Genomic DNA, 20,519 nt, shown 5'->3' on the forward strand with positions numbered 1-20,519 from the left:
GAAATCCTTGTTCCGCAAGCCCGAAGTCCGCTACGCCGCCTCCTGACCATCAACTATTTGCCTTACGGGTCAATAACCGCACCCCACGCTCGGCCAGCCATCGGTCCAGCTCCGCGGACACGTATCCCTTGTCCGCGATGATCAGCCAGCCTGGACGTTCGGTGAGGAGGTCGGGGTCGTGGTCAAGGACAGCCGTGAGGACCTGACGTTCGTCGGCCTTCGGTGTCGCCAGGGCCCAGGTGATCGGCAAGCCGGCCGGGGTGCAGATCAGTCGCAGCCGCAGCTTCCAGAAGAACCGCGAGTGCGAGGCGCAGTACCCGTATCCGGCCCACCCCGCCAGATCAGAGCGTTTCACCGTCGGCCTGGACCGGCCGCACTCGACCGGCGTCGAGTCGATGACCCAGGTGTCGTCGGTCCACAGGTCATCCGGCGACGTTCAACGGCTGAGCGCGCACTGCCGGTCCCAGGCCACCCCGCACACTGGTGGCCGTCGTCTGCCGGTCGAGGAATTCAATATGATTCCCTACTTTGGCTGACTTTTCAGGGAACATGAGCCCTGTGCTGCGGCACCCCGCCCCAGGGCGCTACCGAGACAAGGGAGCGGCATGGCTCGGCACGAGCGGCCCGTAGATCCGACCGCTGGACCGTTGTCGTCCTTCGCCCATGAGCTACGAAAGTTACGTGTCGATGCCGGCAATCCCACCTACCGGCGATTGGCCGAGGTCGCCGGCTACAGCGCCTCGACCCTCTCCGCCGCTGCCAGCGGAATCCGGCAACCCAGCCTCGACGTGCTGCTCGCGTACGTCGGGGCCTGCGGCGGGGACACCGCCCAATGGAGGCAGCGTTGGCTCGAACTGGACGAGGAGCTGCGGCCCGCCAGTTCGGCCAGCGCACCAGCCGACCCGGCGAGGGCAGAAGCACCCGACTTGACGCCGGCGGAACCGATCGCCACGCCCCTCGCAGAGGCACCATCCACTGGGACTGCCGGGGATCCACCCGCCCCGGCTACGGGTGAGCCAACCGGCACCAGCGGCGCAGCCGGACCGACCCACGACCGGCCCGCGAGCCCCCCGCGACACCGGAAACTCCGACGGCGACTGGCGGTGGCGGCGGTGGCGGTCGCCGGTCTCGCCGGTACGGCCGCCGTGGTGCCGATGACCCAGCTGAAATGGGCGGCCGAGGGGGCGACGGCGGCCGCTGGCACGACGACCACCACAGCCTGCCCGGCGACCACCACGGACGCCGCCTTCACCGCCGTCACGTACGGCAGTGGCGTGCATGCCCGGAGCGAGCCCCGCCGCGACCAGGGCATCCTCTACACCATTCCGCCCGGCTGCGTGGTCGGGCTCACCGGCTACTGCCTGGGTGAGCGGATCGCCGACTCCACCTCCCAGACCCCCGACATCCGCTGGTTCACCCTGGCCGACGGTGGGCTGATCGCCTCTGGGGTGGTGCACGGCAACCCGCCCACGGGCCTGGAACCGTCCCGCTGCCGGGGCGACCGACCCGGGCCGGCCGCGATCGCCCTCGCGATCGCCCCCGATGTGACCGGCCCGGGTGGGTGGCGGCTGAGCGCGACCGGCACGCACGTGGAGATCGTCGGCTTTGCCGCCTACTACGCGGACGACCCCGCGCTGCCGACGGAGCGCCGCTGGCACCAAATCGGAATGACCGGTTTGGCCGCCCCGCCGTTCGACCTCGTCTGGAAGCTCGACCGCCTGTCCGTGCAACCCGGATCCACTGCCGAGATCCCGGTGGCCGCGGTCGCCTGTCTCGGCGGTGGCGCGCCGACCGACGTACTCGACGTGCGGGTGGCCCGTCCCGACGGCTCCAGCACCGTCGAGTCCCTGCCGCTCGCCGCCGACCAGAGGCTCGCCGCCCGCCGTACCGCCTGCCTCTACCCCTGACGGGGGCGTACGCGGACGGCTACCACCGGTGGCCCGGCGGGACGGATCCCACCGGGCCACCGGTCAGGCGTCACCGAACTCAGCAGCCCTGGCGACCGGAGTGGATCCAGTAGGTGGTGCCGGCCCAGTCCATCTCGCCGTACGCGTCGACGCAGTTGTTCGCCGTGCCGGTCACTCCGCGCGGCCCGGCGTAGTACAGGTAGTCGGCGTTGTCCTCGCTGGAGACCGCGGTGGTGGTGCACGATCCGGTGCCGGAGGTCTCCGCGCACCGGGCGATCTGCACGGAGGTCCGCGCCGAGGAGCCGTACGCCGCGCCGCGGTGGTACATGCAGGCGCTGTTCGTGCCGCCGTTGGTGCTGTTGTAGTAGATGACCAGCTCGGCAACGGGGTTGCTCGGCGGGTACGCGTAGCTGTAGGTGACCGTGCCCGAGCAGGCCACCGCCGCCTGCGACGGGGCCGCCGTGACGACCAGCACCGTGCCGAAGGTCAGCAACGCCACCAGCGCTCCGAACGCCTTGCGCAGCATCATGACTTCCACTCCTCTGGGACGGGGTTGGTTGAGAGTCGTCCCGCCGTCCACTTCTACGGAACAGCGAAGTTGATCGCCGCTGGTGATGGCGCCAATCAATCAATCTCGCACAACGCCGAACAACCGCCTACCGCGTCGCCGCGCCGGGCAGCTCATCGGCGTGATCGACCTTCGAGTTGCGCCGGCCGCGTGAACAAGTGCTCGCATCTCGGTCACGGTCTGTTCCGGCAGTCGACCCACTACCGCGACCGCTGGCGGCCTTGTGACCGGGGTCGGATCGCTCGCTGGCTGATCGAAGGGGCCGGATGACGGGTGAATTGCCTCGTGGAGCCCCGCGCTCGCCCGTAGGAACGGCATACGCGAGGCGGGCAGATCAAGCGTGCGCAGGACTTCCCGGACGACCTCCAGCAGCGCCACCACATGCTCTGCAGTCGTGCTCAGGCCCAAACCGAGGCAGGTCGTCGCGTGTTCCCGCACCGGTGTCGCCGCCGCCGCGTAGTACGGCACCTGAAGCTGCGCGAGCGTGCGAACCGACATGCCCGGCGCACCCAGCCGACCCAGATGCGAGGCAACGACGCCAACGTCATGCGGCCCCGACCACCATGGCACCCGTACGCCCACGGTCAAGCGCTGCTGGTTGCGTACTCCGTAGTAGAGGCCGCCGCGCCAGCCGAGGGGGTCAAGCGGCAGCTCCCGGACGCCCCCGTCGCGTACACAGTCAGCGATCTCCCGGGCCCGACGCAGGATCTGCTCGTCGTCGATCGCAGCCGCTGCTGCCGGGGTGGGTAGATCGTCCACACAGGCCTCGCCACAGGTCGCGAGGTGGATTGCTCGCTCGCCCTGCGACCCCCGGGGGACCTGGAGTCAGGCGTCGATTCCGCCGTGACCCTGGTCCGGGCGCGGCAAGCTTAACACTTACTTCACACATCACTTGCCACGTGTGAAGTTTGGTGATGTCATAGCTGCTGTGATTGCAGACGACGTGATCGAGATGCTCGCAACCCTGCGCCGGATGGGCGGGGAGCCTTCGGGGGTCGAAGCGAAGCGGGCCGCCGAGGGGCTGCCGAAATCCGTTCGCGAAACGCTTTCCGCTTTCGCGAACACCGACGGCGGGACGATCCTGCTCGGCATCGACGAACAAGGTGGGTTCAGCCTCATCGACCTGACCGATCCTGTCGGACTGCGGAACGCTCTGGTGCAGATGTCACGAGACGACCTCACACCTCCACTACGGATCAGCACTGAGATCGTCGAGGTCGACGGTCGCCGGCTGGTGGTTGCCGAGGTGCCACCCGCATCGGCGGACCAACGTCCGGTCTACGTCACCGCGCAAGGCATCTCCGGGGGCTCGTACCTGCGCGGGGGCGACGGCGACCGCCACATGACCCAGGCGGAGATCGCGATGGTCACGTCCGCCAGGACCCAACCCCTGTACGATCGCGAACCCGTTGAAGGGACCTCTGCGGACGACCTGGATGACGAGGCCGTACGCCGCACCCTGCGCAGGATGCGGACTGGCTACCCGAAACTCGCGCAGTCCGACGACGCCACCGTCCTTTACCGGCTCGGCATAACGGCGGGGCCCGCCAGCGGATCGGCGTTGACACTCGCTGGGCTTCTGGCCTACGGGCAATTCCCGCAACAGCACTTTCCCCAGCTGATGGTATCGGTGGTCGTGCACGGCCCGGATCCGGCCTCCGGCGTCAGGTTCCTCGACAACCAGACGGTCCGGGGTTCCATCCCCGAGATGGTTGAGACCACCCTCTCCACACTTCGCCGCAATCTCGCGGTCCGTGCAGTCATCAGCAATCACGGGGGACGCGTAGACGAGGTCGAGTACCCACTCGAAGCTGTCCGCGAGGCGGTCGTCAATGCCCTGCTTCACCGCGATTACAGCCCCGTGACGAGAGGCACCCAGGTGCAGGTCGAGCTGTTTCCCGACCGCCTTGTCATCCGCAGCCCAGGTGGCCTGTATGGAGGGGTTGTCGTCGACGAACTCGGTGAGGAAGGCATCTCGTCCTCGCGGAACGCCGTCCTGGCGAGTCTGCTCGCGGACACCTACCTCCCCTCGTCGAACGAACTCGTCGCCGAGAACAGATCGTCGGGCATCCCCGCGATGCTCGCCGTGGCCCGACGCCGAGGTCTACCGCGACCGAACTTCCGAAGCTCCATCTCCAGCTTCGTGGTTACCATGGCCCGCTCCGAACTCCTCAATCCCGAAGTTCGCCGCTGGATCGCCGGGCTACCCGCACACCTGCCCACATCCGCGCATGAGATCGCCCTCGCGATGCTGCGCGAGAGCTACCTCACGAACGAGATGCTGCGGCAATGGGGCGTCGACCGCATCGCCGCCAGTCAGGTCCTGAGGGATCTCGTCGACCAAGGACTGGCCATCAAGGAGGGCGGACGGCGCTACGCACAGTACGTACTCGATCCCGCGGCCTCCGGCCGGGCAAAGGAGCCGGACCTCTTCAGCAACCTCCTGCCCGACGTCAGCGAGGCAATGAGGAGCCGGGGAGAGGCGACAGCGGGAGAGCTCGTCGAACTCACCGGACTGTCACGTACCGCCGTACTCAACCACCTACGCGCACTGGTCGCGGCTGGCACCGTCGTCGCCATCGGAGCAGCACGAAGCCCCGGGCGCCGATACCGCTGGCTTGGAAGTCTCCCCGGTGACTGAGCGTAGGTCCACAAGAGACCAGAACCCCAGGATTTGCCCAGAACGCTGCTGACCGCCACGCGGTCAACCGACGACAACCCAACGGCTCATAAAGCGTCTACCTGGGGAAACACTCCGGCTCAAGCAGAGCCGGAGCACCTTCGTAGATTAGCGACATCTCAGCACCCCGCCACCGGCTCACGTAGACGGCAACCCGCCACATAAGTGCTTTGACCTGCGAAAATACGGGGTCAGCTCTTCAAGAGCTGCCGGGCCATGACGATCCGCTGCACCTGGTTCATTCCTTCGTAGATCTGGGTGAACAACGAGGGCATGGCCTCTGAGCTGGGAAAACTCAGCCATCCGCCGGGTTGCCCAGGATTTCCCCAGAACACGTGCAGGTCCGGTGTGCCGAAAGTTGTTTACTGTGCGCTACCTCGCGCCCAGTCAACGACCAGCGAGGTGCAACGCTGGGCGAAACTGGGTTGAGTCCCTGAGCAAAACTGCTCTGCCTGCTGGGGCAAACAACCCGCCAGGGACACTACCCAGCGTTACAAGCCTCAGAGCGCGCCTCCCTCGCCGTATCGATCCTCGCCCGGTCCGAAGACCGAGCTCAGCTTGCTGCCGTAAAACAGCCGCAGGCCCGGGGTGTCGTTGCGATCCTCGCCCGGTCCGGGGACCGGGCGCAGCCCCGACTCAGGTTCCGAAGGTCGCGCCGACTGGCGTGTTGCGATCCTCGCCCAGCCCGAGGACCGAGCGCAGAGTCGCCGGTGACTAGCCAGGACTCGATCTGCAGGTCCGCTTCGTCGGACCATCATGCTTGCCCGCCAACAGGTCCGACTCCGTAGGCAGCAGCGTCCAATGCTCAACCAGGTCAGGGAAGTTCTCCGGCAGACGAGCCACAGACCGACATCATTCCGTCGACATCACACCAAGACCACCCCTCACCCGATGATCAAATTTTTGATCCCTGGTCACACGTTCGTTAGCAACGCCCCGAGTCGAGGCACTGGAATGCGGTGGCATCGCCCCCGCCACTCGTCGAGGATGTCCGGCATGAGCGACCCCAGCGCGAACGTGGTCGGTCAGCAGGTGAGTACCTGGTGCGCTAGTTGCTCCAGGGCGTCTCGCTTGTCGATGTGCGTGGGTTCCTTGGCGAGTTCTGTGATGGAGTCGACCCAGCGTCCTCTGGCATCGGCGGGTAGGTCAGCGGAGTTGTCTTTCACGTACTTTAGAGCGTTGTCCAGGGCGTCGTCGCTGTCGGTGAAGAGCAGGTCGACCGCGGTCAGGGCGGTGGCGGCGCCGGTGTCTGAGTAGCCGGATTCGCGGATGAGGTCAACGCGTAGTCCGACGTCGATGCCCCGGCCTCGTTCGTTCATCAGTAGGTGAGCGCGTTCGACGGGGGAGGATTCTGGTTTCTGGAAGTCGAGCACGAACTCGGCGGCGTCCGGCGCGCCGAGCTCGCCCAGCAGCGGTGTGGCTTGGCGGAACCATGGGTCTGCGTCGACCCGCTGGACAATTGTGGCCAGGTCGTCGCGGGCTCGTTGGCTGGCCAGCTGTTCCCGGTACGTAGCGAGCACGTTTAGTTTCGCGGCTCGATTCGGCGCGAGGAGTAGCTTGGCCAGCGCCCGGCTGGTCGAGTCGGTGACCGGCTTGGCGCGCGCGGCCGCGCTGGTGAGTAGCGGCGGCACGAAGGAGGCACCCACCTCCTCGGCGGTGCCGTTACCGCCGTCCACGCGCCAGACGGGATCGGCCGCCAGGGCGGGAATGCCACCGGCGGTCGTAGCCTGCGATTTCGCAACGCGGTGCACGATGCTGAAGCCATAGGTCGCCGACATGCTCTTCAGTGGCTTCACCTGGCCCTGGGTCACCACTACAGGTTGCTGCTGTTTGAAGGCGAACTGCTGCACGAGACGCCGCACGTCACCTACGTTCTGCACCGACTCTTGCGCGTCTCCGGCAGGACCCAGAAAGATAACCTGACCGTCAAAGCCTGCGGCCGCCATGCGGATCTGCTGCCGCAACCGCACCGACGGCGCGCCACCTACCCAGGAGAGATTGGACCGCTCTCCATCTCGGTGACTACCCAACGGAAAAATCACATCCTCCGTCAGCGCATCGTCAGAGGTGGCCCGACCCGAAAGCTGCGGCCGGAACTCCGCCACCCAGGTGCCGCCCTCGCCGATTGAGGCGTTCACGTCACCGGGCACCGCTGGTGCCGCCAGCGCAGCGCCGCCCCCACTGCCTGCGGAGAACCACGCTGCCGGTGGGTCGGTCAGCCCGAGCGTCGGGCGGCGTTCCAGAGCCGGCAGATCGGGTGTTGCGTCCACCCAGTCAGGTGCTATCTCGTTGCCTGCCTCCCATAGTTCTCTCTCGAAGTGTTGGAGTTCGTGATCGTAGCGCGACAAAATCGGCGAGACGTATGCAGAAGCGAGGGGTGTTGGTGCCTCTCGCAGCTCCTTGAGAAGGCCTATCAAGCGTCCAAGCCGGCCTGGTTCTAGTACCTCACCCGCATCCACGGATCCGTCAGCATTCAGTTCTTCAATCTCGTTTAGTGTTGGAGATACGACTCCCGCGCGAATAAAACCCCAGTTTGCCGTAAGTTCATTCCATTTCCGTCGAATGCGGTCTGTGACGCGACGCAGTTCACCATAGGCGGCTTCAAGTTTTGCCAAGGTGGTGTTTTTCTCAACGGTGGCAGATGGAGAGAATTCACCGGGATGCTCGAGTGAGGCGTTGTACCGGGTGGCTTCCAGATATTCATCATAGATAAGGCTTCCAATTCTCCCGTTCATCGAAATCCGGTCTGGCCTCTTCGGCCTTCCGCGAACCTCGAATAAAATGAGCTTGTTCTTTTCATCTACTCCCATGGTGCCCATCCCGTAATCGACATCCAGGTTGCCCGAATGCAATGGATACCCAGGAGGAGGAGATAAAAGGTCTTTCTTCAAAACTCCATCCTCGCGTCCATGCACTATAGATGCAAGCCAGTCGATCGTCCTCGGGAGAGAATCTTCCGATACAAGAATTTGAGTGGCGGTGTCGATGAGGTAGGGCTGCTTGAACAGGGGATCAGAGCTATCAAGCGACAACGCCTCCATAAAGGGGGGCGCACTTGCCTCTAGACTAGGTAGAAGCAAGCGCTCAATATCACGCCGATCCGGTTCGTCTAGAAGTCGCTCGTATATCGAGGTGAAGTCACTCCTTGCCATCAACCTAAATTGCGTGTTTACCTCGCCGCCGAAACGAGGACCTTTGAAAGCCGCGTTGTGTCGATACATGTTGATCAGCTCCACGAATCCTTCGGCTTGCCGCGCCAGTGGCCGCGCGTACCTTTCTGAATGCAGCTGCGCCACTTTGCGCGTGTCCTCATGGATTTTGTGTGCTTGCGTTGTAGTAAGCAGCTCATCGATGACTTGCGGTATTTTGTCGAGACCGATTCCGTAGGTAGCTTGCAACTTGGCCTGGAAGCGGATATCGCTTACGGTGAACGTGGCATCTCTCACAATGGTCACGCGACCCGACATGCTCCTGGCGGCGGCACTGAGAGTGACCCCTTTTTCGGAGCTGGCAAGCGCTAAAAGTCGTATGCGTTCTATGAGCGAAATGACCTCTTTTAACGTCGCCTTTATGTCCGAGAGATTCGACATGGGTGACAGCACGAATTCTATGTCGCCAGTGCTGACAGACCTGTAAATTTGGTCGGGCTCCAATTTCCATCCCTCGCCGAAAGCCAGGACTTCTCCTCTGCGGAATGGAACAGTAACTCCCGGGATCTCTAGTTCGAGGCCAAACGCTGCGATCAGACTCGGCGAAAGCTTCTTCTGGACCTGTTGAATCGAATTGGTCATTGAAACTGCTGCTTCGTTCGGCGTAGATAGCTGTCCGGTCGACCGTTCGTGCGATGTGCCGATTGCGGTCGCCGGGGTGAGGTGCAGGGTGGTGGGGTTGCGGGGGAGGCTCGCGGCCTGGGCGCCGGTTGGGGTGTGGCGTAGTAGGGCGATGCCGTCGGGTGCGCGGATCGCGAGGAGGTTCTCGGTGGCCTCGGCCTGGGTTGTGGTGGCGTGCACAAGCACGGTTTGTCCGGGAGTCAGGTCCGCCAGTGCGCGCCAGAGCCCGACGATTCCGCCCTGCAGGGTGTGGGTCTGGCCAGCCGGTGAGGTGATGAGTTTGACGTCGCTGTAGCGGGCGTTGACGATCGGCCGTGGCAGGCCCACCTCGGCCCGCTCGTCGACCCACCGAACTTGACCGGGCATCGGCGGGCCGGGAAGGACTCGGCCAAGGTTAGTGTCGGATGCCACGGTGGTGGTGTGTTCGGCCACCAGGTGACTGGCGGGCAGTATGAGTACATAGGCGGCGGTGGCCGACGTGGCGGGTTTTCCCTGGGCATCGATTGGCAGCGCCCTGTCGCCGCCGGCCCCGGCCAAGGCGACGCCGGGGACCCGGACCGGCAGACGCAGCGCGTCAGCGCGGGCGATCGCCGCGGCCATGTCGAGTCCGGTGGTGACCGACGACGGCGGGGCGTCCACCATCCGCGCGAGCACGTGCAGCGGCTGCGCCAACAACGCCTGCGTCGGCACTTCGGACCCGATCATGGTCGGTGTCATGTGGACCAGGTGCAGACCCGGAACTGGCGGGGCGTCCCACACCTCGGACGGCACCGAACCCGGCTCCAGACTCAGAAAAACGCCGGAGGGCACCCATGTGATAACAAACTCGGAGCAGCCCACAGTTGCAATTGCCGTCATCTACCCCACCCCCAACACGGTCGCGCACTGCGGCCGGTAAGGCGCTGCTGGTCGCCTGGCCACGCAAGAGACCATGTACCAGATATCTGAAGCACCCCGACCAGCCGTGTCCGCCGTCGACCTCAGTCCGAATCTCGCTCCGTCACCCCACATGATGACCGAGTCTGCCGCGCCCCGATCCAGCACCCCGACATCCCAACATCCAAGTAATGATCTTGTCGGCAAACGACCATTTGCCGAAAAATCATTACCGCGGCCCGGGCCCGGTCGTCGTTGTCGACACTCCGTGTCGAAAAACAATGTCGACAAAGCATGCCACTCGATATTGCCGACGCCGTGATGATCGGCTACGCGCGGGTGTCCACCGCGGACCATAAACCCGTCCACCAGATCGACGCCCTACGCCGCGTCGGCGTGACCCCGCCAACATCTATGTCAATGTCGCCAGCGGCACCAAGGCCAGCCGCCCGAAGTTCGACCTCATGATGAAGGTGCTCCGTGACGGCGACACCCTCAGGGCCGCCCGTAGCTTCCAGCGAAAAACATCGCTAAGAAGTTGATCTAGCTACCGGCTTGAACGTTCGAGTCGGTGGTGCCGAGGTAGCGGTGCAGCGAGGTCTTCGGAATGCTGGTCTTGGTGGCGATGGCGCTGAGGCTGGCGCCTTGTGCCTTGAAGAGTCGGGCGTATTTGAGCCACCACCGCTTTCATGGAGCTTCTTGACCATGGTCTGATGGCTGTGGGGGAGGAAGTTCTGTGGCAGCACCGAAGAAGTACCCCGATGAGCTACGTCAGCGCGCTGTGCGTCTGTACCGCGAGTCGGACCCGAAGCCCGTGATCCGGCGCTTGGCCGAGCAGCTCGGCGTGCATCACGAGGCGCTGAGGAACTGGATCCGCCAAGCCGAGGCCGACACGGGTGAGCGTCACGACCGGCCGACCAGCGAGATGGTCGAGGAGAACCGCCGGCTGCGCAAGGAAGTGGCCGAGTTGCGGCGGACGAATGAGATCTTGAAGGCTGCGAGCGCGTATTTCGCGGCGGAGCTCGACCCGACCCGGCGACGGTCATGAGGTTCATCCACGAACATCGTGACCAGTTCGCGGTCGCGCTCCTGCTACGGGTCCTGAACATCGGCGCTTCGACCTACTACGCGTGGGTCAAGCAGGCCGAGCACCCCTGTGACCGGGACGTGGTCGACCTGGGGCTGATCTCCAACATCTACGAGATCTGGGAGACCTCTGGGCGCACCTACGGCGCAGACCTGGTCCACCGGCAGCTACGTCGCGACGGCATCGGTGTGGGCCGCAAGCGCGTGGAGCGGCTGATGGCGGCCCAGGGCTGGCAGGGGGCGTTCCTGCGTCGAGGCTGGCGCGGCGGCTCCACGCGGCAGGACCCGCGGCACACGCCGGCGCCGGATCTGGTCAACCGGCGGTTCACCGCTGAGGGGCCGAACCGGCTCTGGGTCGCCGATGCCACCCGCATCCCCTGCGGCAAGGGCGTGTTCTGGCTCGCCGCGGTCCGGGATGTGTTCTCCCGCCGGATCGTCGGGTGGAAGACGTCCGACCGCTGCGACACCGACCTGATCCTCGCTGCCCTCGAATACGGCATCTGGTCGCGCGACGTCCGCGACGGCCAACTGATCCACCACAGCGACCGTGGGTCGAATTACACGTCGTTTCGCTTCGCGGAACGCTTACAGGACAACGGGATCTTGCCGTCGATGGGCTCGGTCGGCGATTCGTACGACAACGCCCTGATGGAGAACTTCTGGTCGACGCTGAAGATCGAACTCGTCTACCGCACGAGCTGGCGGACCCGCGACGAGGCTGAGAACGCCGATCTTCGCCTACATCGACGGCTGGTACAACACCCGCCGCATCCAGAAAGAACTGGACGACCTCAGCCCCGACGAGTACGAGACCGCCTGGCACCACCAACAGACCAACCTGACCAAGCCAGATATCGTCACCCCTGCACCGACCGGCAGCAGGTAAACACCCCTCCATCAAAGTGGGGAAGCTCACCCGTACTTCACCCCGATCGACTGGATCGCATCGATGACGCACAGAGCCAAGCCCTCAGGGTAGCCAGCGGGATTGATCCACTCGGAAGGGTCGCCAAGGTTGGCTCGCACACGTGCTACGACGCGCTCTGCAAGGCCATCGACCTCCTGACCAGGGCCGTGGAATGCGTCATCCATACACAACATGGTGGCGCTGAGGTACGACAAGTTGTCATTCCATCGCTGACCGGGCGCAACAGTCGAGCGATGACCGCCGTGTCGGCGCTGCCTACCACCATCCGTCGACAGCACGCCGCGAGGCCCCACCCAGCCGACCGACGCCTTGCGCTCCTCACTCAACGCAACCGACGGTCCGGTTGATAGTCACCGAAGTTCATCGATTAGCAAGGTGCCCCCTCCGAGACATCCACCTGCACCCCGGCAGCGCGCCATCGTCCACCATGCATTCGATACATCTGAATTAATGGATGAATGTCTCCAGGATTTCCCCAGAACGCCAACCGAAAGCCTTCTGGGGTGACCAAGAAGATCCCACAAGGTAATCACTTAGCCACACTGTGTGGCCATGCCGATTGACCCATCCACACCCGCACTGAGCTGCTAGAACAGCCCCGAATTAGCCCTTCAGCAGCTCCCGCGCCATGACGATCCGCTGGACCTGATTAGTTCCTTCGTAGATCTGGGTGATCTTGGCGTCGCGCATCATCCGCTCGACCGGGTAGTCACGGGTGTAGCCGTAGCCGCCCAGCAACTGCACCGCGTCCGTGGTGATCTCCATGGCGGCGTCGGAGGCGAAGCACTTGGCCGCCGCGCCGAAGTAGGTCAGGTCGGCGTCGCCCCGCTCGGACTTGCCGGCGGCAGCGTACGTGAGCTGCCGGGCCGCCTCCAGCTTCATGCCCATGTCGGCGAGCATGAACTGGATGCCCTGGAACTCGGCGACCGCCTTGCCGAACTGGCGACGCTCGGCGACGTACCCCTTGGCGTAGTCGAGCGCGCCCTGCGCGATCCCGACGGCCTGCGCGGCGATGGTGACCCGGGTGTGGTCCAGGGTCTTCATGGCGGTGGCGAAGCCGGTGCCCTCCGCGCCGATCATCCGGTCGGCGGGAATCCGCACGTTGTCCAGATAGACCTCGCGGGTCGGCGAGCCCTTGATGCCGAGCTTCTTCTCCGGCGCGCCGAAGCTGACGCCCGGGTCGGACTTCTCGACCACGAAGGCGGAGATGCCCCGGGAGCGGGCGGTGGGGTCGGTGACGGCGAAGACGGTGTAGAACTCGGAGACACCGGCGTTGGTGATCCAGCGCTTCACGCCGTTGAGGACCCAGTGATCCCCGTCACGTACCGCCCGGGTCGTCATGGACGCCGCGTCGCTGCCCGCCTCTGGCTCGGAGAGGCAGTACGAGAACATGGCGTCGCCGGCCGCGACCGGCGTCAGGTAGCGGCGCTTGATCTTTTCGGAACCGGACAGCAGCAGCGGCAGCGTGCCGAGCTTGTTCACCGCCGGGATCAGCGACGAGGACGCGCAGGCGCGCGCCACCTCCTCGATCACGATGGCGGTGGCCAGGGCGTCCGCGCCCGCCCCGCCGTACTCCTCGGGGATGTGCGGGGCGTGGAAGTCGGCGGCCCGCAGCGCGTCGTAGGACGCCTTCGGGAACTCACCGGTCTCGTCGGCCTCGGCGGCGTGCGGCGCCACCTTGGCGGCACAGACATCCCGGACCGCCTCCCGGATCGCCTCGTGCTCCTCGGGCAACCGGTAGACGTCGAACGACTCCCCTGCGGCCATGTCGGCCCCTCCCCTTCACCGCTATCATGCGCAGTCTGTGGCCTCCCCTGACCGCCGACCGCGCAGACTGAAGGATAGCGACTGCAGTTCAGGTGATGTTACCGGCGCGTAGGTATGGGGCATGACGGAGCACCCGCGCCGCTGGGCGATGATGGAAGCAGACAGTTGAGCCACCCCTCCGGTGCCCGGCCAGGCGCCGCAGCAGAATGCGACGCGACGACGCGCCGCCAGTGCGAGCGGAGAAGACAGGCGTGACGATCCCCTACCCCACCATCCAGCCGACCCCCGCCATCGCCGCGGTGACGCCGCCTTCGGGCGCGCCTCGGCCGCGGGTGACGTTCCTGGGGACCGGTTACCTCGGTGCGACGTACGCCATCTGCTACGCCGAGCTGGGCTACGAGGTGCTCGGGTTCGACGTCGACGCGGACAAGATCGCGATGCTGAACGCCGGCGAGGTGCCGATCCACGAGCCCGGCCTGGACGAGCTGCTCAAGCGCAACCTGGCCGCCGGCCGGCTGCGGTTCTCGACCGACATCGCGGAGACCGCCGAGTTCGGTGACGTGCACTTCATCTGCGTCGGTACCCCCCAGCGGGCCGACGGGATGGGCGCCGACCTGTCGTACGTCGAGGCATCGGTCACCAGCCTCGCGCAGCACCTGACCCGCAAGGCGCTGATCGTCGGCAAGTCCACCGTGCCGGTGGGCACCGCCGAGTGGGTCGAGCAGCTCGTCGGCAAGCACACCCCCGGCGACCTGGGCGTCGAGGTGGCGTGGAGCCCCGAGTTCCTTCAGGAGGGCTTCGCCGTCGACGACGTGCTGCGACCCAACCGGATCGTGGTCGGCGTGAAGAGCGAGTGGGCCAACGGCATGCTCTACGCCGCGCACAAGGGCGTCTTCGACCTGGCCGCCACCGAGGACCGCGAGGTCCCGCTGGTGGTCACCGACTTCGCGACGGCCGAGCTGGTCAAGGTCGCGGCGAACGCCTTCCTGGCCACCAAGATCTCGTTCATCAACGCCATGGCCGAGGTCTGCGAGGCCAGCGGCGGCGACGTCACCCAGCTGGCCCGCGCGATCGGGTACGACCCCCGCATCGGCAACCGGTTCCTCCAGGCCGGCCTCGGCTTCGGCGGCGCCTGCCTGCCCAAGGACATCCGGGCCTTCCAGGCCCGCGCGCAGGAGCTGGGTGCAGGCGAGGCGCTGCGCTTCCTGCACGAGGTCGATCTGATCAACCTGCGCCGCCGTACCCGGGTGCTCCAGCTCGCGGCGGACCTGCTCGGCCGCCGCTCCGGGCCGGCCGGCCCGGACTTCTCCGGCACCCGGATCGCCGTGCTGGGCGCGACCTTCAAGCCCAACACCGACGACGTCCGCGACGCCCCGGCGCTCGCCGTCGCCGCGCTGTTGCAGAAGGCCGGGGCCGACGTGCACGTGTACGACCCGCAGGGCACCGAGAACGCCCGTCGCGCGGTGCCTGAGCTGACCTACGAGCCCGGCATCAACGAGGCGGTCGCCGGCGCGGACCTGGTCTGCGTCCTCACCGAGTGGGCGGACTTCCGCAACGCCGACCCGGTCGCTCTGGGTGAGTTGGTCGGCGGCCGCAAGGTCGTCGACGGGCGCAACTGTCTCGATTCGGCACTGTGGACCCAGGCCGGCTGGGAGTACCGGGGCATGGGCCGCCCCTGACGATCCACCACACACCGGCCGGCCGCGAAGTGCTCCACGCGGCCGGCTGGTGATGTTCTTTGCCACGGACCCGCCGACAAGTGTCGAAATCCGCGCCAGCTTTGGGCATGCTGCGACAGTGGGAGTCCACAGTGCGGCTGGAGGGGTGTCGTGGCGACCTTTCAATGCTCCTCGTGCGGCCGGGAGATCAAGCCGGCCGTACAGTGCCCGCACTGCGGGGCCGACCAGCCCCAGTGGGTCGAACATCTGGCGGACATCGAGCGCTCGATCGCGGAGATGAAGGCGCGCGACGCCGCCATCGCCCGCGAACAGCGGCAGATCGCCGCCAAGATGCAGGCCGCGCTGTTCCAGCGGGACATCCTCGCCCACGCCGGTGAGGAGCGGATCAAGCAGGCCACCCGGCCCCGACGGGTGCTGCGCCGACGTCCCGGTCGCCGTCCGCCGACGGCCACCACCGGCGCGCCACCACCCCGGGTTCCCCGCCAGGGCACGCCGCCCGTCCCGGAGGATCCGCCGCCGCCCCCACCCCGGGCGTCCTGGCTGGACGCCGACGACCCCGAACACCCCCCGGAGGCGTCCTCCCGGGAGGTGCAGAACATTCCGCTCGGGCTGGGCGCGCTGCTGCTCGCCGTGGCCGCGGTGGTCTTCGCCGCGGTGGCGACCAGTTCGATGGACGCGCTGGCCCGCCTCGGCGTCCTGCTCCTCGCCACGGCGCTGATGCTGCTGGCCCCGCCGGCGCTGGCGCGACGCGGGCTCACCTCCACCGCGGAGACGATCTCGGCGGTGGGTCTGCTGCTCGTGCCGCTGGCCGGGTACGCGCTCTGGGCGGTGGACCGGATCGGCGGCGGCACCTCGGGCGCCGTCTTCGCCGGATTGATCTTCGCGGCCACCGCCGCCGTGTCCGTCGGGTACGCCGCCTTTACGGGTCTGCGCGCACCCCGCTTCGCGACAGTGGTCGCCGCGCAGCCGGTGCTGCCGCTGCTCGCGTACGACCGGATCACGGGGCCGGGCGGCTGGGCGCTGGTGCTGACCCTGGTGGCCCTGCTCGACCTCTGGCTGGCCCGCTCCCCGATCGTGGTGGAGCGCCCCGTCCGGCAGGACCTGCCGGCCCCCGCCGACGGATCGGCGGCACCCCGGCAACGCGACGCCGACGCCCGGCCGGAGGGCGACCCGGAGGAGGCCGGCGAGGTAGTCGACGCCGACGCGGGCACCGCCGACACCCGGCCCGCCCGCCCGGTGCCCGGACTGCGCGAGCTGACCTGGTCGCTGCACGCGGTAGCCGTCGCGGTCGCCCTGGCGTACGCGGTGACCGCCCTGCTACGGGCGCAGACCGTGCCGACGGCGACCGGAGCCGGGCTGGTCCTCCTGCTCGCCGCCGCCGTCGGGCTGGCCGGCGCGCTGGTGCTGCGCCGCCCGCCACTGCCGGACGTGGCAGCAGGAATCGTCACCCTGGCCGTGATCGGCGCGTTCGGCCGGATCGCCTCGGTGGCCCTACCCGGCCAGTCGTTGCTGCTGATCGCGGCGGTGATCACGGCTACCGGGCTGGCCGTACGCGCGATCCCCGAGGCCGCCCGACGCGGCCCGCAGATCGCCTCGGCGGTCGCGCTCACCGCCAGCGGGTTGATGGTCGCCGGAGGAGCGCTCCGGGCCGGTGTCGCCCCCGTCCGGGCGGCACTGCCCGCCTGGGACGCCGACCTCGACCGGTACGCCGCCGAACTGGCCGCCTCCGTCGGCCCGACCACGTGGCAGCTCGCCGCCGCCGCGTTCCTGCTCACCATCGCCGCGGTGCTCGCCCTGCCACCGGAGATCCGCCGCGAGTTCGCGGTCGCCGGTGCCGCGCTGACGGCGCTCGCCGTACCGGCCTCGTTCAGCCTCGGATGGGCGTCCGCCCCCTGGCCGATGGTGGTCACCGCGATCGGCATCGGGGCCATCGGCCTCTCCGCGCGTACCACCCGGGCTGCCCTGGCCCACGCGGTCGGCGCCGCCGTGGTGGGCCTGTTCGGAGCGGGCGCCGGCCTGTCCCGGCCCGCGCTCACGGCCGCGGTCCTGCTCACCCTGTTCGCGGCCGGCGCGCTGGTCGCCCTGGCGCCCCGGGTCCGGATCGCGTCGGCCGCCGCCGACACGGTCGCGGACTGGGCCGCCGGAGGCGCGGCCTTCGCGCTGCCCGGAGCGGTGGCCGCCTTCGTGGCCGCCACCATGCCCGTCGACGAGACACCCACCCCGGCCAGCCTCCGCGAGGCGACCGTCCCGGTGCTGGCGGCGAGCTTCCTGGCCGTCTGTGTGACTCTCGGGTACGCCGCGATGGTGCAGGTCTCCCAGCGGCGCATCCCGGCGCCCCTGTCGGTCGGCACCGGGCTGGGCGCGCTCGTCGTCACCGCCGCCGCCTTCGGCGCGCCCGGTGCAACAGTCGCCGACGCCTGGGTCGGGGCGCTCCTGCTGGTCTCCGCGGTGCTGCTCTTCCTGGCCCCCTCGATCGACGCCGGCCGCCGCTCCGACCTCACCCTGGACGGCTCCGACCTGGCCGCCGCGGCGGTGACCACCGCCCTGATCGCCACGATGGTACGGATCGCCGCGGTCCTCGCCCCCGGTGGGCAGCTCGCGGTGGCCGCCGGCCTGCTTCTGGTCGTGGCCGTGGCCGCCCGCGCCATGCCCGAGGAGTCGCGACGCGGCCCGATCCTCGGCATCGCCGTCGGCGGCGTACTCATCGGAGTGCTGGCGGGTTGGACGGCGCTGCGCGGTGGGGTGGGCGTGCTGGCCACACCCGGGCCGATCTGGAACGGCGACCTGAGCAACTGGCCCGCGGCGCCGACCGGCGGCGCGACCTGGCAGGCTCCGATCGCGCTGCTGCTGTTGGCCGTCGCTGCCGGCGTCCTGCTTCCACCCCCCTGGCGGTGGGACGCGTCCGGCGTGGCCGTGGTGCTCGCCACCATCGGCGCGCCGGCCGCCTTCGACCTGCCCTGGTGGTCACCGGTGCTCGTCGGGGCCATGGTCGCCACCGTCTTCGGGATGGCGGCGGTGGCCACCGAGGAGGCCCGGGCCGGGCTGTCCCGGGCCACCGTGGCCGGAGTGGTCGCGCTGCACGGGGCCGGCGCCGGCCTGGTCCGCCCGTGGACGACCGCGCTGGCACTGGGCAGCATCGCGCTGATCGGCATCGTGGTGGCCACGCTGGCACGCGTCCTGGCCGGGCCGCAGGTGACCGACCTGGAGACCGAGGGCATGCCGCCGCACCTGGCGCAGATCGGTGGCGCGGCGGCCGGCGCCGCGCTGCTGGCGTTGCCCGGCGCGGTGGCGGCGTTGGCAGTCGAGTTCCAGCACTCGGCAGAGGTGGTGCTGACCGCCGCGCTGGCCGCGTCCAGCCTCGGCCTGGCCGGCGTGGCCGCCGTACGCCGGCACGTGCCGCAGTACCTGCCGTGGGTCAGCGTGGCCGTGGTCGGCGGTGCGAGCATCAGCGCGCTCGCCGCCATCCCGACCGGCCTGCCCGTCGGGGTCTACGCGGCCGCCGCCGCGCTGCTCGGTGTCCTCGCCGAACTGATCCGCGCGGCGACCGTGCCGCCCACCGCCGCCGCCCAGCCGGTCCGTCGCTGGGCGGTGCTGCTCGACGGCGCGCTGCGCCGGCTGCCGGACGACCCGGATCGGCGGCGGTGGCGGGTCAGCCCCTCCGCCGGCGCGCTCGCAGCCGCCGCCCTGCCGACCGCCCTGGCCCTCGTCTCGATCGCGCCCGCGCTGGTCTTCGCCCTGGTCGAGCCGCAGCGCACGTTGGACCGGATCTGGCAGGGTCCGCCGCCGGAGCTGCTCACCCCGCCGCCGGACGTGGTCAACCCGACCCACGTGCTGACCGCGCTGCTGCTCACGGCGACGGCGGCCCTGGCCGCCACCGGTTTCAGCGGCGGGCGACGGTCCCGTGCCGTACCGGTGGTGCTGCCCGGCGCCGCCGTCACGCTGCTGATCGCGCCCATCGCGCTGGGCTTCAGGTGGCCGGCGAGCACCCTCGCCGCGCTGTCCGTGTTCACCATCTCCATGCTCGGTCTCGCCCTGACGCCGCCACCGCCGCTCGTCGAGCCGGCCCGTTCGCTGCGGCTGGCCCGGGTGCTGGTGTTCGTCATCGGTCTGGCCGCCGGTGGCGCCGGCCTGGCCGGCAGCCTGGCCGACCGGCAACTGACTTTGTTCACCCTCGGTGGCGCGGTGGGTGTGGGCGCGGTGGCGGCCCTGTTCGGCACCACCCAGCGGGCGCGCATCCTCGGCTGGCTCTTCGCCTCGCTGATGGCGCAGCTCTTCGTGCTGACCGCCGGCCTGATCGCCGGGCTCGCCGCGGTCTGGTCCGCGTTCGGGGTGCTCGCCGTCGGCGCGGTACTCCAGGTCCTCGCGGCGACCCTGCCCCAACTGCGCCGTCCCGAGGCGCAGCGCGAGGCGGCCACCGTCCAGTGGACCGGGTACGCGGCGGCCCTGATCGCGCTGGCGCTCGCCTTCGACTCACCGCGGCACATCGCCGCCCTGCTGGCGGCCTGGGGCGCGGTCCTCGGCGTGGCGGCCACCCGACCCGGCCGACGGCCCGTGGAGCGCCGGATCCTCTTCTGGGCGGTGGTGTTCTGCGAGATCACCGCCTGGTGGATCCTGATGCGCGTCGCCGACGTGGCGCTACCCGAGGCGTACACGCTGCCGTTCGCCGCTCTGGCCCTGCTGGTCGGCGTGCTGGAACTGCGCCACCGACCGGACCTGAGCAGTTGGGTTGCGTACGGGCCGGCGCTGGTCGCCGCGTTCGTGCCGACGCTGGCGATCGTGCTGACCACCGAGTCCAGCACGCTGCGGCAGATGCTGTTGCTGCTCGGCGCGGTGGCGGTGCTGATCTTCGGCTCGTCCAGCCGGCAGCAGGCCCCGGTGATCGTCGGCGCGTCGGTCACCGCGATCGCCGCGATCCACGCCCTGGTCAGCCTCGGCCCGTGGCTGGCGCTGATCCCCGTGGGCATCCTGCTGCTCGTCCTCGGGGCCAGCAACGAACGCCGCCGCCGAGCCCAGGAACGCCTCCAGACCGCGCTACGCGGCATGAGGTGAAACCGGAGGGCCAGAGCGACGTGGGTGGGCGGGGACGGTGAGTGGGCTGGGTTCGCGCGGTCCGGGTCTCCTGCGATCTTGCACTTTCTGTCGTCGCATAGCTGGACAAAAGCAGATTGACGACCACCGAAAGTGCAAGATCGCGGAGG

At 68.2% G+C, this 20,519-nt stretch carries 10 protein-coding genes and 3 pseudogenes; 7 read left to right on the top strand and 6 right to left on the bottom strand.

What is annotated here, in order from left to right:
• Nucleotides 1-70: 70 nt before the first annotated feature.
• Nucleotides 71-424: pseudogene (locus tag ACLQ24_RS15085) on the bottom strand (transposase); the annotation flags it as partial.
• A gap of 181 nt (nt 425-605) precedes the next feature.
• Between ACLQ24_RS15085 and ACLQ24_RS15090 the strand changes: the two are divergent.
• Both ACLQ24_RS15090 and ACLQ24_RS15095 read left to right on the top strand, forming a co-directional pair.
• Nucleotides 606-824 (top strand): annotated as a pseudogene (locus ACLQ24_RS15090) (helix-turn-helix domain-containing protein); the annotation flags it as partial.
• Nucleotides 825-1,112: 288 nt separating this feature from the next.
• Nucleotides 1,113-1,907 carry a hypothetical protein gene (locus tag ACLQ24_RS15095; protein WP_425892192.1) on the top strand — a complete coding sequence of 265 codons (795 nt, stop codon included), beginning with the start codon at nt 1,113-1,115 and terminating at the stop codon, nt 1,905-1,907.
• A 79-nt stretch (nt 1,908-1,986) separates the two neighbouring features.
• Here the strand turns inward: ACLQ24_RS15095 and ACLQ24_RS15100 are convergent, their stop codons facing one another.
• Nucleotides 1,987-2,436: a hypothetical protein gene (locus ACLQ24_RS15100; RefSeq protein ID WP_425892146.1), complete on the bottom strand. Its 450-nt coding sequence runs from the start codon at nt 2,434-2,436 to the stop codon at nt 1,987-1,989.
• Nucleotides 2,437-2,535: 99 nt separating this feature from the next.
• Nucleotides 2,536-3,234, bottom strand: a complete 699-nt coding sequence (locus ACLQ24_RS15105; protein WP_425892147.1) for a hypothetical protein — start codon at nt 3,232-3,234, stop codon at nt 2,536-2,538.
• A 169-nt stretch (nt 3,235-3,403) separates the two neighbouring features.
• Between ACLQ24_RS15105 and ACLQ24_RS15110 the strand changes: the two genes are divergently transcribed.
• Nucleotides 3,404-5,116 (top strand): ATP-binding protein, encoded by a 1,713-nt coding sequence (locus ACLQ24_RS15110; protein WP_425892149.1) that lies wholly within the window; start codon nt 3,404-3,406, stop codon nt 5,114-5,116.
• Between the two features lie 1,064 nt (nt 5,117-6,180).
• On the opposite strand, the gene ACLQ24_RS15115 is transcribed toward ACLQ24_RS15110, so the two are convergent.
• Together ACLQ24_RS15115 and ACLQ24_RS15120 are read right to left on the bottom strand one after the other, a co-directional pair.
• Nucleotides 6,181-9,843, bottom strand: a complete 3,663-nt coding sequence (locus ACLQ24_RS15115; protein ID WP_425892151.1) for a hypothetical protein — start codon at nt 9,841-9,843, stop codon at nt 6,181-6,183.
• Between the two features lie 561 nt (nt 9,844-10,404).
• Nucleotides 10,405-10,500: pseudogene (locus ACLQ24_RS15120) on the bottom strand (hypothetical protein); the annotation flags it as partial.
• A gap of 97 nt (nt 10,501-10,597) precedes the next feature.
• Between ACLQ24_RS15120 and ACLQ24_RS15125 the strand changes: the two are divergent.
• Both ACLQ24_RS15125 and ACLQ24_RS15130 read left to right on the top strand, forming a co-directional pair.
• Nucleotides 10,598-10,909, top strand: a complete 312-nt coding sequence (locus ACLQ24_RS15125; protein ID WP_425892153.1) for a transposase — start codon at nt 10,598-10,600, stop codon at nt 10,907-10,909.
• A complete protein-coding gene (locus tag ACLQ24_RS15130; protein ID WP_425892154.1) occupies nt 10,906-12,222 on the top strand; it encodes an IS3 family transposase in 1,317 nt (438 codons plus the stop codon). Before ACLQ24_RS15125 ends, ACLQ24_RS15130 begins: the two co-directional genes overlap by 4 nt.
• 256 nt (nt 12,223-12,478) lie before the next feature.
• Here ACLQ24_RS15130 and ACLQ24_RS15135 read toward each other — a convergent pair whose 3' ends face one another.
• Nucleotides 12,479-13,642 carry an acyl-CoA dehydrogenase family protein gene (locus ACLQ24_RS15135; RefSeq protein WP_425892155.1) on the bottom strand — a complete coding sequence of 388 codons (1,164 nt, stop codon included), beginning with the start codon at nt 13,640-13,642 and terminating at the stop codon, nt 12,479-12,481.
• Between the two features lie 251 nt (nt 13,643-13,893).
• On the opposite strand from ACLQ24_RS15135, the gene ACLQ24_RS15140 reads away from it, so the two are divergent.
• Together ACLQ24_RS15140 and ACLQ24_RS15145 are read left to right on the top strand one after the other, a co-directional pair.
• On the top strand, nt 13,894-15,321 hold the full coding sequence (locus tag ACLQ24_RS15140) for a UDP-glucose dehydrogenase family protein (RefSeq protein ID WP_425892157.1): 1,428 nt from the start codon (nt 13,894-13,896) through the stop codon (nt 15,319-15,321).
• Between the two features lie 150 nt (nt 15,322-15,471).
• The gene (locus tag ACLQ24_RS15145) at nt 15,472-20,370 is read left to right on the top strand and encodes an SCO7613 C-terminal domain-containing membrane protein (RefSeq protein ID WP_425892159.1); all 4,899 of its coding nucleotides are present in this window, start codon (nt 15,472-15,474) and stop codon (nt 20,368-20,370) included.
• The last annotated feature ends 149 nt before the right edge of the window (nt 20,371-20,519 follow it).

The organism is Micromonospora sp. DT4, from assembly GCF_049841675.1.
In the GTDB taxonomy this organism is placed as follows: Bacteria; Actinomycetota; Actinomycetes; order Mycobacteriales; family Micromonosporaceae; genus Micromonospora.

What these genes read in the sequence shown, in the direction of transcription:
- ACLQ24_RS15100 (WP_425892146.1), bottom strand. Translation starts at nt 2,436, where the DNA reads ATGATGCTGCGCAAGGCGTTCGGAGCGCTGGTGGCGTTGCTGACCTTC.
- ACLQ24_RS15130 (WP_425892154.1), top strand. Translation starts at nt 10,906, where the DNA reads ATGAGGTTCATCCACGAACATCGTGACCAGTTCGCGGTCGCGCTCCTG.
- ACLQ24_RS15115 (WP_425892151.1), bottom strand. Translation starts at nt 9,843, where the DNA reads ATGACGGCAATTGCAACTGTGGGCTGCTCCGAGTTTGTTATCACATGG.
- ACLQ24_RS15135 (WP_425892155.1), bottom strand. Translation starts at nt 13,642, where the DNA reads ATGGCCGCAGGGGAGTCGTTCGACGTCTACCGGTTGCCCGAGGAGCAC.